General features: G+C 48.3%; 17 protein-coding genes and 1 pseudogene. 11 read left to right on the top strand and 7 right to left on the bottom strand.

Annotated features, from left to right (window positions below; translation table 11 throughout):
• Positions 1 to 402 precede the first annotated feature (402 nt).
• Positions 403 to 780: pseudogene (arr, locus tag ACFS5N_RS14785) on the top strand (NAD(+)--rifampin ADP-ribosyltransferase); the annotation flags it as partial.
• Positions 781 to 877: 97 nt separating this feature from the next.
• Here arr and queD read toward each other — a convergent pair.
• Entirely contained in the window at positions 878 to 1,234 is a 357-nt protein-coding gene (gene queD, locus ACFS5N_RS14780) for a 6-carboxytetrahydropterin synthase QueD (RefSeq protein ID WP_377187094.1), read from the bottom strand.
• 359 nt (positions 1,235 to 1,593) lie between these two features.
• Between queD and ACFS5N_RS14775 the strand changes: the two genes are divergently transcribed.
• Both ACFS5N_RS14775 and ACFS5N_RS14770 read left to right on the top strand, forming a co-directional pair.
• Positions 1,594 to 2,175 carry a Crp/Fnr family transcriptional regulator gene (locus ACFS5N_RS14775; RefSeq protein ID WP_377187092.1) on the top strand — a complete coding sequence of 194 codons (582 nt, stop codon included), beginning with the start codon at positions 1,594 to 1,596 and terminating at the stop codon, positions 2,173 to 2,175.
• 52 nt (positions 2,176 to 2,227) lie between these two features.
• Entirely contained in the window at positions 2,228 to 2,728 is a 501-nt protein-coding gene (locus ACFS5N_RS14770; protein ID WP_377187090.1) for a cupin domain-containing protein, read from the top strand.
• Between the two features lie 79 nt (positions 2,729 to 2,807).
• Here ACFS5N_RS14770 and ACFS5N_RS14765 read toward each other — a convergent pair whose 3' ends face one another.
• The 6 genes from ACFS5N_RS14765 to ACFS5N_RS14740 form a co-directional block, all read right to left on the bottom strand.
• Positions 2,808 to 3,146 carry a zinc ribbon domain-containing protein YjdM gene (locus tag ACFS5N_RS14765; RefSeq protein ID WP_377187087.1) on the bottom strand — a complete coding sequence of 113 codons (339 nt, stop codon included), beginning with the start codon at positions 3,144 to 3,146 and terminating at the stop codon, positions 2,808 to 2,810.
• A 482-nt stretch (positions 3,147 to 3,628) separates the two neighbouring features.
• Entirely contained in the window at positions 3,629 to 3,787 is a 159-nt protein-coding gene (locus ACFS5N_RS14760; RefSeq protein WP_377187084.1) for a hypothetical protein, read from the bottom strand.
• Positions 3,788 to 3,817: 30 nt separating this feature from the next.
• Positions 3,818 to 4,069, bottom strand: a complete 252-nt coding sequence (locus ACFS5N_RS14755) for a hypothetical protein (RefSeq protein WP_377187082.1) — start codon at positions 4,067 to 4,069, stop codon at positions 3,818 to 3,820.
• The gene (locus tag ACFS5N_RS14750) at positions 4,066 to 4,407 is read right to left on the bottom strand and encodes a hypothetical protein (RefSeq protein ID WP_377187080.1); all 342 of its coding nucleotides are present in this window, start codon (positions 4,405 to 4,407) and stop codon (positions 4,066 to 4,068) included. Before ACFS5N_RS14750 ends, ACFS5N_RS14755 begins: the two co-directional genes overlap by 4 nt.
• A 233-nt stretch (positions 4,408 to 4,640) precedes the next feature.
• Positions 4,641 to 4,976: a hypothetical protein gene (locus ACFS5N_RS14745; protein ID WP_377187077.1), complete on the bottom strand. Its 336-nt coding sequence runs from the start codon at positions 4,974 to 4,976 to the stop codon at positions 4,641 to 4,643.
• Between the two features lie 251 nt (positions 4,977 to 5,227).
• Positions 5,228 to 7,591 (bottom strand): phosphoketolase family protein, encoded by a 2,364-nt coding sequence (locus tag ACFS5N_RS14740; RefSeq protein ID WP_377187074.1) that lies wholly within the window; start codon positions 7,589 to 7,591, stop codon positions 5,228 to 5,230.
• 69 nt (positions 7,592 to 7,660) lie between these two features.
• Between ACFS5N_RS14740 and ACFS5N_RS14735 the strand changes: the two genes are divergently transcribed.
• From ACFS5N_RS14735 to ACFS5N_RS14700, 8 genes are all read left to right on the top strand, one after another.
• Positions 7,661 to 8,119 carry a hypothetical protein gene (locus ACFS5N_RS14735; protein ID WP_377187071.1) on the top strand — a complete coding sequence of 153 codons (459 nt, stop codon included), beginning with the start codon at positions 7,661 to 7,663 and terminating at the stop codon, positions 8,117 to 8,119.
• 67 nt (positions 8,120 to 8,186) lie between these two features.
• Positions 8,187 to 10,283 carry a phosphate acetyltransferase gene (pta, locus tag ACFS5N_RS14730; RefSeq protein WP_377187068.1) on the top strand — a complete coding sequence of 699 codons (2,097 nt, stop codon included), beginning with the start codon at positions 8,187 to 8,189 and terminating at the stop codon, positions 10,281 to 10,283.
• Positions 10,284 to 10,295: 12 nt separating this feature from the next.
• On the top strand, positions 10,296 to 11,519 hold the full coding sequence (locus tag ACFS5N_RS14725) for an acetate/propionate family kinase (protein ID WP_377187065.1): 1,224 nt from the start codon (positions 10,296 to 10,298) through the stop codon (positions 11,517 to 11,519).
• Between the two features lie 32 nt (positions 11,520 to 11,551).
• Entirely contained in the window at positions 11,552 to 11,755 is a 204-nt protein-coding gene (locus ACFS5N_RS14720; protein ID WP_377187063.1) for a hypothetical protein, read from the top strand.
• A 109-nt stretch (positions 11,756 to 11,864) separates the two neighbouring features.
• Positions 11,865 to 12,266 carry an HYC_CC_PP family protein gene (locus ACFS5N_RS14715; protein ID WP_377187060.1) on the top strand — a complete coding sequence of 134 codons (402 nt, stop codon included), beginning with the start codon at positions 11,865 to 11,867 and terminating at the stop codon, positions 12,264 to 12,266.
• 117 nt (positions 12,267 to 12,383) lie between these two features.
• Positions 12,384 to 12,866, top strand: a complete 483-nt coding sequence (locus tag ACFS5N_RS14710; protein WP_377187057.1) for a DUF3347 domain-containing protein — start codon at positions 12,384 to 12,386, stop codon at positions 12,864 to 12,866.
• Positions 12,867 to 12,909: 43 nt separating this feature from the next.
• Entirely contained in the window at positions 12,910 to 15,144 is a 2,235-nt protein-coding gene (locus ACFS5N_RS14705; protein ID WP_377187054.1) for a multicopper oxidase domain-containing protein, read from the top strand.
• A gap of 10 nt (positions 15,145 to 15,154) precedes the next feature.
• Positions 15,155 to 17,188 (top strand): copper-translocating P-type ATPase, encoded by a 2,034-nt coding sequence (locus tag ACFS5N_RS14700; RefSeq protein WP_377187051.1) that lies wholly within the window; start codon positions 15,155 to 15,157, stop codon positions 17,186 to 17,188.
• Positions 17,189 to 17,230 lie beyond the last annotated feature (42 nt).

Here is a 17,230-nt window from a genome sequence, read left to right as displayed (position 1 = left end):
CTTCGAAAAAGATCAACATTTTTTGAGGAAACAAACATGGAGTTTAGTCCGGATAATCGCGTCGTTCAGCTTTGTATGCAGGGAATGCAAATGGAGGAAAGCGGCAATTTTGATGAGGCCGCTAATTTATCTCGTCAAGCCTGGGACGAGGCGACGAACGATTTCGAAAAATTTATATCCGCCTGGTATATTGCCAGACAGCAGCCAGAAGCGTCCGGGAAACTGAAGTGGTATAAAACCGCGTTGCAATTGGCTTTAAATATCGACAACGAAGTAGTCAGGCCTGCTTTTCCTTCGCTGTATACTAACATAGCTCAGTGTTATGAAGAATTAGGCGACTACGGCCGTGCGAAGAAACAACGTGAGTTAGCACTTACATCCGTTAGTAAACCCGCTGACAAAGGTCCGTTTTATCATGGCACAAGAGCCGATCTAAACGTAGGTGAACTGTTGACCGCCGGGCGTATGTCTAACTACCAATCAGGCCTGGTGATGAACCATATCTATTTTACCGCCCTGGTAAACGGCGCTGGCCTTGCTGCCGCTTTGGCCAGAAGTAACGACCACGAGCGCGTTTATATTGTGGAACCCACCGGTGATTTTGAGCATGATCCTAACGTGACCAATAAAAAATTCCCTGGTAACCCAACCCGTTCTTACAGGACTCAAAAACCTTTGAAAATCATCGGCGAAGTAACCGATTGGTTAAGGCAAACACCCGAACAATTACAACAATGGCGCGAAAAATTGGCAGCTAATAAAGGCGAGATCATTAACTAGCAAGTTAAGGCTCAGCTATACACGCCTGAGTAATTCACTTAAAAAAACCGCGATTGTTAAACGTTTAACGGTTCCAAAAACACGAAATCATGCGGATTTAATAACCCTCATAGATTACGCCAGATGTGGGAGTTTCTTTTAGCTCTACCTTCTTTAAACCAGGCAATACCGGTTTAACACGATCCCATATCCATACAGCAAGCAGTTCGGCAGTTGGGTTTTCAAGGCCCTCTATATTATTTAACAGCGCATGGTCAAGCTGTTCTACTAAGGGTTTTACCGCATCTTTGACGTTGGTAAAATCAAGCACCCAGCCTTCGTGCGGTTGTATTTGCCCCTCAAGATAAACAGTAAGATGATAAGTATGACCGTGCATCTGCCGGCATTTGTGCCCTTCTGCTACGTTAGGCAGATAATGTGCGGCATCGAAAGAAAAATGCTTGTAAATAATCATTCATTTGTTTTCGGCAAAACAAGTCAATTTTAATAGATTACTATATGATCTAAGTCATTTTCGTTTAAATACACCCGGTAATTAGGTATCAACTGTTGCGATTAGACACGGTATAAGGGAATAAGATGACCGACTTGTACCGGGCCACAGGATGTGTACTTTTTTAAAAAAATATTATAAACTTTATTCAGAAAGCAACAAAGAAAACATAGCTTATCGCTGCAATAAAAATCCGGCGCATTGTTATCTTCGTATCAGGAAATTACGCGTTTTCCTTTTAAATGAGACGGCATTGTTTCATCTGGTATTCACAAGCTTCATTGTTATCATAACATTTGCGTTTAGCATTAAATAAGTTGATGGAAACTGCACTGTTTTTAAAGCACTTACGCTCCTATGTGGACGTTCCAGAATCGGATTTCCCGGAATTTATTCGATTGTTGGTACCGCTCAAGTTAAAAAAGGGAGACTGTTTTTACAGGGCGGGTGAGATACCGCGTTATAGCCCTTTTATACTAAAGGGATGCCTGCGGCAATATACGCTGAATGAGAAGGGTGAAGAACAGATCATTCTGTTTAACGAGGAAGGAAACTGGGCGGGACAGATTGGCAGTATGCGCACGCAAACGCCTACCAATGTTTTTCTGGAAGCCCTGGAACCTTGTGAAGCTTTAGGGATCACGCTTGAAAACATTGACCGCGGAATGGTTGAGTTTCCCTGGTACCAGCGCTATTTTCTGAAAAAATACCCGGCTGACCATGCCAGGTTACTGGAACAGGCCAACCGTTTGAAGACCGAACCGCCAGAGGTGCTTTACCAGGAACTACTGCGCGACCATCCTTCGTTGGTATTGCGGGTACCACAGCATTACATAGCCAACTACCTGGGCATCCGCACCGAGACACTAAGCCGTATCAAAAAACGGCTGCTTAAAGCTTGATTTATTGATCCAAGTCAACGTTTCCCAAGAATGCGAGTGTTAATTTCGTGGTATGGAAACTACAAAAAGTGTTTATCACTTACACAACAAGCTTGCCCGCACCCGTTTTTATATGGGCGGTTACTGGACATTTTTAGCCACCGCCGCTGAAACTGCCGGGCAATTCAGCCTGATAGAAGCTAACCTGCGGCAGGGTGCCGAGCCACCGGCGCATACACATAGTTATGAAGATGAATCTTTTCAGCTGCTGGATGGCGAATTACTGTTTACCGTTGATGGCCAAACTTATGCGCTCCAAAAAGGAGAATTCCTTCACCTGCCAAAAGGTACGCATCACACCTTCAAGGTTCTGACCCCGACAGCAAAAGTGCTGATACACCTGTCACCGGCGGGCCTGGAAACAATGTTTATAGAACTAAGCCAACCTGCAGACAAGCTGGATTTTCCCGGAGGCACTTTGGGGCCGCCACCGGAAGACTGGTTAAAACGTGCGGCTGCGTTACAAGAAAAATTCGGCATAAAACATATAGATAACCGGCAGATCAAGGCTTAATAAGTTATGTTGAAATTTAACAAAGCCGCTATAGTTAACCGATGCGCCCTAAAGTGAAGGCCACGGAGGCAGACAGTGTTCAGGCTTTCTTTACAAACTCTGACTTAAGGGCCATTGCCCCGAACCCATCGATCTTGCAGTCAATATTATGATCGCTGTCTACCAGGCGGATGTTTTTAACCTTTGTACCTGCCTTAATACCATGGGGCGAACCTTTAACAGGCAGATTTTTGATCACGACTACTGCATCCCCATTTCGCAGTATATTACCGTTGCTGTCTTTTACAACAAACTCCTGGTCTTCGCTGCCATTTTCTTCCAGGTTCCACTCGTGTCCGCATTCCGGGCAAGCCAGCAGGCCGTTCATTTCATAAGTGAAAGTTGATTTACATAGTGGGCAAGGAGCTAGCGCAGTCATATTAAAGTTTTGGCAAAGATAAATTATTATCCGCAATTTGACCATTCAATGTCCCCGATGAGAAATCAAACCTTCATTACAGCATCAAGCATTAGTTGGCTTTTACAGTATCTTCGTTGGTGACAGGACGGCATTTGTCAAAAAAACTCGTAAAAGTGATTTCTGAAGCTGAAATTAGAACACGAATTTTGCGTACCTAACCAGTAAGCTGGCTGCCAACCGCAACTAGCATTAGTGCGCACCTGCTTTTCTGGACGCTGGAATTGCTGGTTTATTGGTACACTTCGTTCATCTTATTTAATTACTATAAAAACTTTGGAACCCAGTGATTTTTCAGCTGGCGCTACTCAACACAGTCAGCCTGGCGCTAGTCTATTATCCACTGGTTTACTTTTTAATTCCTTTATTTTTAAAAGGAGATATCTCATCGAAGCTTCAGGCATGCTTGTGCTATTATTATTATATGGTCTGATAAATACCGATTATCCCTGATCAGAATCGTCTTCAACTTGTTCAACGCCATAAGTTTCTGTCTCACCTGAGTTTAATTTCACGATTACTTTTTCGCCAATCACTTCTTCAATTAAACCTTGTCCATCTGGTGTAAATACCTTCTGACCTTTTTGAAAACTGGTATTCATTTTATTTACATTTAATTACCGTCATAGGCGTTATGAAACTCCACCCTGATTATCCCAATGATCTTTAATTACATTTCCACTATCATCTGCAATCAATCGGCGCGAAAATCGTTCACCTTTAATACGGCCCTGTGCCGTCTTCTGGCCGATAAATAATAGTATCGGCCTGCCTTGATTGTCTGTTTTAACAGCAATATCGTAACGGCCCATTCGCCGCTCGATATTGCTGTCGGGTGAGTAGGTTCGGGAAAGTATTTTTTCTAATTCTTTCCCAATTTTCATGGCGCGCCGGTCAAATCCTGGTTTTCTTCATTCTCTTCACCATCTGACTGTAGACCAGCATCCTGACCACTTGCTAAATTGCCATCCGGGTCGCCAATGTCACTGTCTTCAGATTCATCTGGCTCTTCCTCACCACCGCTGCCCAGTTCGTCATCCTCCTCGATCGCGTCATCCGCATCGTCTCCTGTGGCAAAGTCACTGCCGGTAGTATCTGTGTCTTCATCACTGCCTTGCTGCCCTGAGTTGCCATCATTTTCATTGAAATTGCTGTTAATGTTTCCTTCCTGACCAGGGTTAATTTCCCCCTGCGTGTTTTGTTGTTCCTGATTGTTTTCCATGGCTTTTTCTATATGTTTTACCTAAATATAACTTGGAAAAAGGTGCGCAAGTTTGGATCAAACTACCTGTTTTTCAGGTGTAAAATACTTGAATAAACATGTCGGTTATAAAGCCCAATTAATCGCGGTGTTTTAAATAAGCGCGCTAAACGAACAAAAAACAGTCAATAGGTGACCAAGAGTAATAACAATGAGCAAAAAAGGAAACGACGTTGCCCCGATAGTCAATTCTTTTAGTCAAGCCCTGGAGCTAACAGGTCAGGATCAACAGCGCCATCGTTACCTGCAGTAATTTTTTGCAAGCTATAAACAAGGCTGCCATCTTGTTCGTCAGCGGCTAGCAGGCCCTGGGTATGCCATTGCGTAAGCTGTGCATGTACATCCGCTATAAGCAACTTGTCTTCCAAGCTTTCATCAAGTTCTTTTAATTTGCTGATGATTTCGTCTGCAGTGCCGGTTCCTAATTGAGCTAGTGCAAAAAGTATATGGTCTGCTAAGGGTGCACCCGCTTCAAAATGGGCAGGAACATGCAGCGGATGGTATTGTTCGCGAAATTGTTCGTCAGTCATTGTCTGTTGTTTTCTTAAAAAACACTAAACCCGGGGTGTTGTTTGCACATCTGATACGCTGAAATTACCGAAAAGGCCCACCACTCAAAAAGGCGGGCGACGCAACACAACATCTAAAGAACCCTCATAATTGAATAGATAGATTGATGGTCAGTCTTTTTTGCGGCAAAGCAGGGACCTTTTTCACCAGAGCATCTGCTTAACTCCCGTCTCGTCGATTTGGCCAGTTATCTTGAAGCTAACATCAGCAGTTATTTACCCTTCCATTGCCATTCGCGGATTTCCGGCATATCAATACCATTTTCGCGGATGTACCGGCGGTGTTCGATCAGTTTATCCTTCATTTGTTGTTTAAGATAAGCCGCGCGGTCGCCCAGCTGCGGCAGTCGGTCAATCACATCCTGCACCAGGCTGAAACGGTCCATTTCATTCAGTACAGTCATATCGAACGGCGTAGTAATGGTACCTTCTTCCTTATAACCGCGCACATGAATATTATCGTGATTGGTCCGCTTATACGTCAACCGATGGATCAGCCAGGGATAAGCATGGAAAGCAAAGATCACCGGCTTGTCTTTCGTGAATAAGGCATCGAAATCCGCGTTACTTAAACCATGCGGGTGCTCGTGCTCGGCTTGCAGCTTCATCAGGTCGACCACATTCACCACACGGATCTTCAATTCAGGAAGGACGGCCCGTAGGATGGATACCGCCGCCAGCGTTTCCAGGGTAGGCACGTCGCCTGCGCAGGCCATAACCACGTCAGGTTCCTGCCCTTCATCATTACTCGCCCATTCCCAGATACCAATACCTTTGGTACAATGCAATGTTGCCTCCTCTATAGAAAGCCATTGCGGCGAGGGATGCTTGCCCGCTATCATCACGTTCACATAATGGCGGCTGCGCAAGCAGTGGTCCATTACAGACAAAAGGCAATTCGCATCCGGTGGCAGATAAACACGTACTACGCTGGCCTTCTTATTGACTACATGATCGATAAAACCGGGATCCTGGTGCGTAAAACCGTTATGGTCCTGCCGCCATACGTGTGATGCCAAAAGGATATTTAGTGAAGCCAGCGGTCGCCGCCAGGATAGTTCTGCCGTAACCTTCAGCCATTTGGCGTGCTGGTTGAACATCGAATCGATAATATGGATAAAAGCCTCGTAACAGTTAAAAAGCCCGTGCCGCCCGGTCAGCAAGTAGCCTTCCAGCCAGCCTTCGCATTGATGCTCGCTTAGCATCTCCAGCACGCGGCCTTCTTTTGCGAGCAGCATATCTGTCGCTATAGTTTCAGCTTCCCATTGACGTTCGGTAACCTCAAAAACGGCATCCAGTTTATTTGAGAGCGTCTCATCAGGCCCAAATACACGGAAATTTCGGCTTTCCAGGTTCAGCCGGATCACATCGCGCACAAAACGGCCGGCCACCAGCGTATCGCCGGGACCAGCGGTCCCGCGTTCTTTAACCGAAAGGCCGTATTCACAGAAATCCGGCAGGCGTAAGTCTCTTAGTAACAAGCCACCGTTGGTATGTGGATTGGCACCCATGCGGCGTTCGCCGGCGGGTGCCAGGGCTAACAGTTCCGGCAGCAATCGCCCCTGATCATCAAACAATTCCTCAGGCCGGTAACTCTTCAGCCAGGTTTCCAGTTGCTGCAGGTGTTCCGGGTGAGCAGCAGGATCGGATAAGGGCACCTGGTGGGCCCGGAAAGTGCCTTCCACCGGTAAGCCATCCACGAACTTCGGCCCCGTCCAGCCTTTTGGCGTCCGCAGGATGATCATGGGCCAGCAAGGCCTTGCAGCGTGCTCATCGGTTGCTGCCCTTTCTTTGATCGCTTTAATTTCTTCAACTACCTTATCCAGCAGTGCCGCCATTTCCCGATGCATCGTTAAGGGATCTTCACCTGAGATCAGGTAAGGTTTCCAGCCATAGCCCTCGAAAAGGGCGAGCAGCTCTTTTTCGGGGATGCGGGCCAGTACCGTAGGATTAGCGATCTTATAACCATTCAAATGAAGAATAGGTAAAACAACCCCATCCGTTACCGGGTTCAGGAATTTATTTGAATGCCAGGCAGTAGCCAGCGGACCAGTTTCGGCCTCGCCATCGCCCACTACGCAGGCAGCTATGAGATCCGGATTGTCAAAAACGGCGCCGAAGGCATGACTCAGCGAATAACCCAGTTCGCCGCCCTCATGCAGCGAGCCGGGGCATTCCGGAGAGACATGGCTGGGTATACCCCCAGGAAAAGAGAACTGTTTAAATAATTTTTTAAGGCCGGCTTCGTCCTGGCTGATATCCGGGTAAACCTCGCTATAGGTGCCTTCCAGGTACGTCTGGCTTACCATTGCCGGCCCGCCGTGGCCTGGGCCCGATATGTAGAACATATTCAGAGCATACTTCCTGATCACCCGGTTAAGGTGCACGTAGATGAAATTCTGTCCCGGAGTTGTGCCCCAATGGCCCAGCAGCATGCGCTTGACATGTTCGATCCGCAAAGGTTCGCGCAACAAGGGGTTATCGCGCAGATAGATCTGGCCGACCGAAAGGTAATTGCTGGCACGCCAGTAAGCGTTTAGCAACTGTATTTCTTTTTCTGTTATCAAATCTTGCATAAAATGTTCTGATGAGACAAAAATGAACTAAAGGAATTTCAGTAATAGTGACCAAGGTCATTTTAGGGCATGACGTTGAACCTTAATTCCTTAAGCGCTGCGGCGGAAATTTGTTTCATTAAAAATAACCAGGATATGAAAAAGATCAATGAAGACCCGGAACTGGAATTTGAACTGCAGGAAGTTTACCTGACCAGCAAGCAATGGTTGAGCGACCTTGCTTTCCTGGAAGAGGAGACAACCTTTTTGGAAGAACAGCTTAGCGCGGCAGGGCATACCCCGCTTAAAGCCAGCAAACAGCAAAACCTGGCTGCACGGCTACAGAATGCCCGGCAAGTACACCAATATATCCGCTGTCAGCTGGATGGTTTTATCAATCAGTTGGAACCGCTGCTGCTGCAGACCAATCCGGATCCAAACTTGAAATTGCTGGAAGATTTCATTGCCCTGCAGACCGCAGTACTGGACGCCCTGGCCGTATTGAAAGGGATCAAATATGCCTTGGTCGAAGCCCGGCGGGCAGCTTGATGGCGTTAGCAGCAACAATTAAGGGTCTCGAACGTTAACTATTCAGCCATTAAGCTATCAGAGAAAATTGACAAAAAGTATATTTATTGCCTCCGCCGAACCTTACAGCGGCAAATCTATCCTGGCCTTAGGCCTGGTCAACATGCTGCTGGCGCGTGCACAAAAAATTCGTTATTTTAAGCCGGTCATTAGCTCGGCCGAACAGCCAACCGACCCGCATATTCAGGCAGTGCTTTCACATTTTCAATTGAAACAGCCTTACAGGGACGCCTGGGCTTTTACCAGGCAGGAGGCTTTGCACTATTTGAAGGATCACCGGCAGGGCGAGTTCCTGGATCAACTCATCAACTCGTTCAAGACCCTGGAAGCCGATTCTGATTTTACGATAGTAGAAGGCTGTGATTTTACGGGCAGCGGCACCGCAGTCGAATTCGAACTGAACCGCCTCATGGCCAGGAATCTAAACGCCCCGGTGATATTACTGGTATCGGGCAACCATAAAACCGCTGCGGAAACCGTACAGGACGCGCTTAACTTCTGGCAGGCTTACCAGGAACAGGACATCCCGGTATTGGCCGTGGTTATCAACCGCCTGGCGGCAGCAGAAGTTGCCGAAGTACGCGAACAACTTGCCGCCCAGCTCCCTACAGGCATCCTGACCGCTGTCATCCCTGCCGACAAAGCCCTCGAAAACCCGAGTGTGGGTGAGATATTCAACCGCCTGGGAGGCCGGTTATTATTTGGAGAAACGCTGCTGGAAAACCCGGTGGACAACTTTGTGACCGGGGCTATGCAGGTGCCGAATTTTCTGAATTATTTAAAAGAGAATGTCCTGATTGTGACCCCCGGCGACCGCGGGGACATCATTATCAGTTCGCTGCAGGCCAATATGTCGACCAGTTACCCGCGGGTAGCCGGCATCGTCTTGACTGCAGGTAGCGTACCTGAAACGCCCGTGATGCGGTTGATCGAAGGACTCCAGGTTGTGGTACCGATCATGGCGGTCAATACCGGCACTTTTGAAACCACCAACTTAGTTGCGGGTGTACATTCCCGGATACGCCCGGACGATTCTAAAAAGATCAGGCTGGCGATAGAAACCTTTGGCCGTTACGTCGATCAGGAAGCCTTGAATGAAAAGATCGTGCTGCACCGATCAGCGGCAATGACGCCACACATGTTCCAGTACCAGCTGACACAGTGGGCCCGGCAGCAGAAAAAAACAATCGTCTTACCGGAAGGTGATGACGACCGCATTCTGCAGGCGGCAGCCAGGCTTGTCGCGCAGGACGTGGTCAAACTGATCCTGCTGGGCGATCCGGCGAACATAGCCGCGTCGATCAAGCGCCTGGGTCTGGATCTTGACCTGCAAAAAATCAGCGTGGTCGATCCTGCGAAGGCGATGCAATTTGAAGATTATGTACAAACGCTTTATGAACTACGTAAGGGTAAAAATGTAACGCCGGAAATGGCGCGTGACCTGATGACCGATGTTTCGTATTTCGGCACGATGATGGTCTACAAAGGCGAGGCCGACGGCATGGTTTCAGGCGCGGTCCATACAACCCAGCATACCATCCGGCCGGCTTTACAGTTTATCAAGACTAAACCAGGTATCTCTACGGTATCCTCCATTTTTTTTATGTGCCTGGCCGACCGGGTTTCGGTATTCGGTGATTGCGCCGTTAACCCCGATCCCACATCAGAAGAATTAGCAGAGATCGCGATCTCCTCGGCCGATAACGCCAAACGTTTTGGCATTGAGCCACGTGTGGCCATGCTGTCTTATTCCTCCGGAACCTCAGGTGTTGGGGAAGATGTCGAGAAGGTGCGACGGGCCACCGAGCTTGTTAGAGAAAAACGTCCGGATATTAAAATCGAAGGCCCGATCCAATACGATGCGGCGGTTGACCCGGTAGTGGGTCGCCAGAAACTGCCCGATTCGGAAGTCGCCGGCCAGGCCAGCGTACTGATCTTCCCGGACCTGAACACCGGTAATAACACCTATAAAGCCGTCCAGCGCGAAACCGGAGCCCTAGCCATCGGTCCGATGCTGCAAGGGCTTAATAAACCGGTTAATGACCTCAGCCGCGGCTGTACGGTCGACGATATTTTTAATACGGTCATCATTACGGCGATCCAAAGCCAGGACGAGACCGCCTAATTCTTATTGCTTATGTATATATTGATTATAAACTCAGGCAGCAGCTCCATCAAATACCAGCTTTTTCCAAGGGATAGCGATCAACCGGTTTGCAGCGGTCTGGTCGAACGTATTGGACAGGACAATAGCCAGGTTACGCACGAGATCTTTAGGGCGGATGTCGCGCAAACCCTCAAGCTGGATCAACGCGTCAAAGACCATGAAACCGGGATGCAGCTACTGGCTGGTTTACTTACCCGTAAGGATATCGCCGTAATAGCAGATCCGGCGCAGATTGGAACGGTAGGTCACCGGGTTGTGCACGGCGGCGAAACGCTGACCGAACCCACGATCATTACCGCAGACGTTAAAGCAAAGATTAAAGCGCTTTATCCTTTAGCTCCCCTGCACAACCCCGGCCATATCAAGGGTATCGAAGTGGCTGAAAAGTTATTTCCCACAGCCACGCAGATCGCCGTTTTCGATACGGCCTTTCATCAAACCCTCCCCGAAAAGGCTTTTCGGTATGCGATCCCGGATAAATTTTACCGCGAAGATGGTATCCGCGTATACGGTTTTCACGGCATCAGTCACCAGTATGTGGCCGGCGCAGCTATGACCTGGCTAAAAAACCCGGTAGCCAAACTGATCACCATTCATTTGGGGAACGGTTGCAGCATGGCTGCGGTAAGCGGCGGCAGGTGCATCGATACCAGTATGGGCCTCACACCGCTGGACGGGCTGGTGATGGGTACCCGCAGTGGCGCGATAGACCCTTCTGTACTGCTTTACCTGCAACAGCAAAAAGGTTATACGGCTGAACAACTGACCAAACTATTGAATAAACAAAGCGGTATGCTAGCCCTAACCGGGCATAATGATATGCGGGATATCAGCCGGCTGTATCATGAAAACGACCCTGCCGCCAAACTTGCTTATGAACTGTACACTTACCGGATCAAAAAGTTCATCGGCGCTTATACCGCTGCTTTGAACGGCTTGGATGCCCTTGTGTTCACAGCAGGTGTCGGCGAGAACGACGCGCTGGCGCGTGAACTGGTTTGCCGCGATATGGAGGTATTTGGCATCCACATCGACATAGCTAAAAATCAGCTGCGGGAAAAGGGCTTGCGCGATCTCAGCGCCGGGGGGAGCAGCGCCCGCGTCTTAGTGGTGCCAACCAATGAGGAGCTGGCGATCGCCAGAGTATGCCGAACGCTGGTTGCTGAAGGTCATCCTAACCTGGAATCATCCTAACTTTAAAATTGCCCGCGTAATAAGGCTGCAGCATGGCAAACAGTTCCGCGAACAAGTTCCCGGACGACCCGCCAAACCTCTACCGGGGATTAGCCTTGCTGCTTACATCGCAAAAGGTGATGCTGGTCATTAATTGCGCAAAGCAAGATCATTTAGCACGGGCAGCAGAGGCCCTATATTTGCAGTATGAAACAACACAACCGTTTCGCGGCGAAGTGGCAATAGGTACGTTTTAATTAAATTGGACCATTATGCGCTGCTCAGCTGCCATGCCGATCCGGTTTTTTTTAAACAGAATAGAAAATTATATAAAACGATTTCCGTTATATTAATGATATTTGTATCGTGATTAAAAAGCTGTTCATAACGTTTTTAGCCGTGCTGTACCTGGGCGTTTCTTCCGGGGCCACGCTGCATTACCAGTTCTGTATGGGCAGGCTGGTCAAGGTATCGCTATGGCACAGTCACACCGAAAAATGCCATACCTGCGGTATGGACCTTAAATCGAAATCAACTAAAAAGTGCTGTACAGACAAGCACCAGCAGCTCAAATCAGATAAAAGCGGTTCGGTTACATACAGCCAGTTGATCCTGGGCACCAGCCCGATTGTGCTACCGTCAGTTCCTTTCTTCGGCTCACTGTCTTATCATGCTGTGTCCCTAACGGTGCAGTACCCGGCTAGTAAGGCACCGCCATCCGTGCCGGCTGTCCCTGTATTTTTGCGTAACTGCGTTTTTCGTATCTGACCCCTTTCTATTTTCTTCAATCCTGAAGAAGCTGATGATCATTTGATCATCCATTCACATTCAAACTCAATAATATCCTGTTCACCAGGAATAATATTTATTTTAAAATTTAAGAACATGAAAAAGCTTCAAGTTTTCATAGGTGCCTTTGTGGCGTTATTTTCCTTTACGTCAGTAAATGCACAAACCAATGCCTCTAAAGACGCCATATTGACCGCCTATTACGGGGTAAAGAACGCCCTCGTCAGTGGTAATGCAGCCACTGCCGATGCAAAAGCAAAAGAATTTCAAAGCGCGGTCAATGCCGTACCTGCCGATCAATTATCCGAAGCACAAAAAGATAAATTGCTGTTCGATGCCCGTCATATCGGCGAGAGCAATGATATCGCCCACCAGCGCGAACATTTTGCCAGGCTATCAGAGAATGTATATACCCTGGTAAAAGCCGGCAAGTTTAACAGTGCACCGGTTTACCGCGACTATTGCCCGATGAAAAAGTCTTATTGGCTAAGCGAATCATCAGCCATCAAAAATCCGTATTACGGTAACCAAATGCTCACCTGCGGCGAGGTTAAGGAAACTTTACCTGCAGCCCAATAAATAGATAAAGGCCGGAGCGCAAGCTTTGGCCTTTCATTGTACTATGAAGAAGCTTATCTTATTAATCATGCCTTTGCTGCTTTTCGAAGCAGCCTTCGCCCAGCATCGCATGATGGTGATGGGCGGCCATACTCAAGGCAAACATCTTCCGTTGCATACCAGGATCGGCAACCGGGACATCTATCACCTGTATATTAACGATACTACCGTAAGCTATACCGGTAAGCAAACATCAGCTATGGCCATCAACGGCAGTATACCCGCGCCGACGCTGGAGTTTACCGAGGGTGACACGGCGGAGATATATGTGCATAATGAAATGATGATGGAAACTTCCATCCATTGGCACGGCTTGATTTTGCCTAACCGTTACGATGGTGTGTCTTATCTAACGACGACGCCTATTCTTGCGGGACAAACGCACTTGTTTAAATTCCCGCTGGTGCAGCACGGCACCTATTGGTACCACTCGCATACCATGACACAGGAACAAAGCGGCCTGTACGGCGCTTTTATTATCCATGAGCGTAAACCGCAGATATTGAAGGAGTACACCTTATTGCTAAGCGACTGGACAGACGAGAACCCTGAGCAGGTGCAGCGCCGCCTGCACAATGCTACCGACTGGTACGCCATCCGTAAAGGCAGTACACAAGACTACCTCGCCGCTTTGAAAACCGGGCACCTGAAAACCAAGCTGACCAACGAATGGAAGCGTATGAATGCCATGGATGTAAGTGACGTTTATTACGACCGTTTTTTTAGCAATGGCCAAGTTGAAGCACAGGCTCCGCAATTTAAGGCAGGCGAAAAGGTACGCTTACGTATAGTTAACGGCAGTTCATCTACCTATTTCTGGCTCAAATGGGCCGGGGGTAAAATACAGGTAGTGGCTAATGACGGCGAAGACGTACAGCCGGTTGATGTAGACCGGATGATTGTTGGCGTAGCAGAAACCTATGATGTGGTGGTAACCATTCCCGCTGATGGCAGCTATGAATTCCTGGCTACGCCAGAGGACCGGACGAAATATACTTCCCTTTGGTTAGGGAACGGGATGAAACATCCGGCTAAAAAAATGGGGCGTTTGAAGTACTTTGAAGGCATGAACATGATGAACAACATGATGGACATGCATGGAAATATGAAAGCGATGACGGGTATGGTGATGACTAACCAGGGAATGGACATGAATGCCGTGATGTATCCTGAAACATCTGGTGAAGCTTCAGGTCAGATGGAAGGCATGGATATGGGCACTGGCGCAAGTGACATCGTTACCTTAAATTATAACATGCTCAAGGCTGCTCATGTAACCACTTTGCCGAAGGGCCCTACTAAAACGCTCAACTTTGAGCTGACCGGAAACATGAACCGCTATGTATGGTCCATCAACAATAAAACAGTTTCAGAAAGCGATAAAATCCTGATCAAACAAGGCGAAAATGTCCGCATTATCCTGTATAACAATACCATGATGCGTCACCCAATGCACCTGCATGGCCATTACTTCCGCGTATTGAACGGACAGGGTGACTATGCCCCGCTTAAGAACACGCTGGACATTATGCCGATGGAGCGCGACACCATCGAGTTTCGGGCGACGGAAAGCGGCGACTGGTTCTTTCATTGTCATATCCTGTACCATATGATGAGCGGTATGGGGCGGATATTTAGCTATGAAAACTCGCCGCCGAACCCTGAAGTGCCCGATCCGGTAGCTGGTTTTAAAAAGGTAGCCGCCGATGACCGTCAATTTTACGCCTCCGCTAAATTGGGATTGGAAACTAACGGCAGCGATGGCAACGCAGCATTGGCAAATACCCGCTGGAAGTTTTCGACCATGTGGCACCTGGGCATTAACGACACCAAAGGCTATGAGAGTGAGACCATGTTCGGGCGTTACTTCGGCCGAATGCAGTGGCTCTATGCTTATGCGGGTTTTGACTATCACCACAAACGTACAGATGAAGTAGAGAAAAATATGTTTGGCCAAATCAGCAATAAAAACAACCGGCACACCGCCGTTGTGGGCATCGCCTATACGTTGCCAATGTTATTTGTGGCAGATCTTCGCATTGACGGTAACGGGAAGTTTAGATTTCAGCTCGGCCGGGAGGATATACCATTAACCAGCCGGTTACGCATGACACTGATGGCCAATACCGATAAAGAATATACAGGCGGATTACGTTATATTGTGACTAAGACCTTTTCAGTATCCAGCCATTACGATAGCGATATGGGGTTGGGAGCCGGATTAACATTAACCTATTAAAAGAAACGCTATGGAACACCAGCATCACCACATGACCGAAACCGCAGATCATAATAACGCGCATCATCGTATGAATCACCAGCATATGGGACATGGCGGCCACGACCACAACGCCATGATCGCTGATTTCCGGAAGCGTTTTTATGTCGTATTGATATTGACCGTACCGATCTTACTGTTATCGCACATGATCCAGCAGTGGCTGCATCTGCCTATCAGCTTCCCGGGCAGCCAATATGTTCTTTTTTTGTTGTCGACAGCAGTATTTGTTTATGGAGGCTGGCCCTTTTTGACCGGCTGGCTTTCTGAAATGAAAGCAAAAAATCCGGGTATGATGACTTTGATCGGTTTTGCCATTACCGTTGCTTATGGCTATAGTACGGCAATAGTATTTGGCCTCAACGGGATGGATTTCTTTTGGGAGCTGGCTACGCTGATCCTGATCATGCTGCTGGGGCACTGGATAGAAATGCGCTCAGTGGCAGGCGCTTCGCGCGAGTTGGAATTGCTCGTACAACTCATGCCCTCTACTGCGCACATGGTCAAAGGCGATAGCACAACGGACGTACCAACAGAAACATTGAAGGAGGGCGACCTTATCCTGATCAAACCCGGTGAAAAAATTGCGGCAGACGGGCTGGTTGAAGAGGGTGACAGTTACCTGAATGAATCGATGCTGACGGGCGAATCCAAGCCTGTTCAAAAAACTAAAGGACAAAAGGTGATTGCCGGTTCGGTAAATGGCAACGGCGCATTGAAAGTACGGGTGACACATAGCGGCAAGGATTCCTATCTCTTCAAGGTGGTTGACCTGGTGCGAAGCGCGCAGGAGGCTAAATCCAACACACAACTATTGGCTGACAAAGCCGCCAGGTGGCTGACAATTATTGCCCTCTTAGCCGGTATTGCTACGTTTGTCACCTGGATAAGTTTAGGCTATGGTATGGCCTTCGCTATGGAGCGGATGGTCACCGTTATCGTGATCTGCTGTCCCCATGCGCTTGGCCTAGCTGTTCCGCTGGTTGTGGCCAGATCAACCGCTTTATCGGCACAGCATGGTCTGCTGATTAAAAACCGGACCGCCTTTGAAAATTCACGCAATATCACCTCGGTAGTATTTGACAAGACCGGGACTTTGACCAAAGGGAAGTTTGAAGTATCGCGGGTGGTTACCATAGGTGAACAGGCACCAAATGACAACGAATTGATCCGTTTAGCGGGGGCATTGGAAGCTAACTCTGAGCATCCCATTGCAACTGGAATCATGAGTGAAGTAAAGAAACGGAATCTGACGCTACCACAGGTTACAGATTTCAGTGCGATCACCGGTAAAGGTGTAGCGGGCGCGGCAGAAGGGAAACAAGTTAAGATTGTTAGTCCCGGCTATCTTAAAGAAAATAACTTGCAGCTGCCTCCGGATTACATAGCGGCTGGTAATGAGACGGTGGTGTTTGTGTTGATCAATGATCAACTGGCTGGTTTTGTGGCCCTGGCCGATGCGATCAGGCCGGAATCGGCAGACGCCATTGCCACCTTGCACGAAAACGGTATTCGATCCATCCTGCTCACTGGCGACAACAGGCAGGTGGCTGAAAGTGTAAGCACTCAACTGAAAATGGATGGATTTTTTGCGGAGGTGTTGCCTCATGAGAAACTGGAGAAGATCAAAGCGCTCCAGCAAAAAGGCGAATTCGTGGCCATGACCGGCGACGGGGTAAATGATGCCCCGGCTTTAGCGCAAGCCGATATTGGCATCGCCGTAGGCTCTGGCAGCGATATTGCAGCTGAAACCGCCGGAATTGTTTTGGTCAACAGTAATCCTAAAGACATTGTTAACCTGATCCTGTTTGGTAAAGCCACTTACCGGAAAATGATGCAGAACCTGGCCTGGGCAACCGGCTATAACGTGGTCACCATACCGCTGGCCGCCGGCGTATTGTATAACCAGGGTATTTTGTTAAGTCCGGCAATTGGGGCAGTATTGATGACCGTTAGCACGGTGGTAGTAGCTATTAACGCGAGTTTGCTGAGAGTTCGGTCTTAAATGGAATAACGTAATACTGGAACCTGCACCGGGTGCGGGAAA

It is taken from the genome of Mucilaginibacter ximonensis (assembly GCF_042686265.1).
GTDB lineage: Bacteria > Bacteroidota > Bacteroidia > Sphingobacteriales > Sphingobacteriaceae > Mucilaginibacter > Mucilaginibacter ximonensis.
This window is presented reverse-complemented; position numbering and strand designations above follow the sequence as displayed.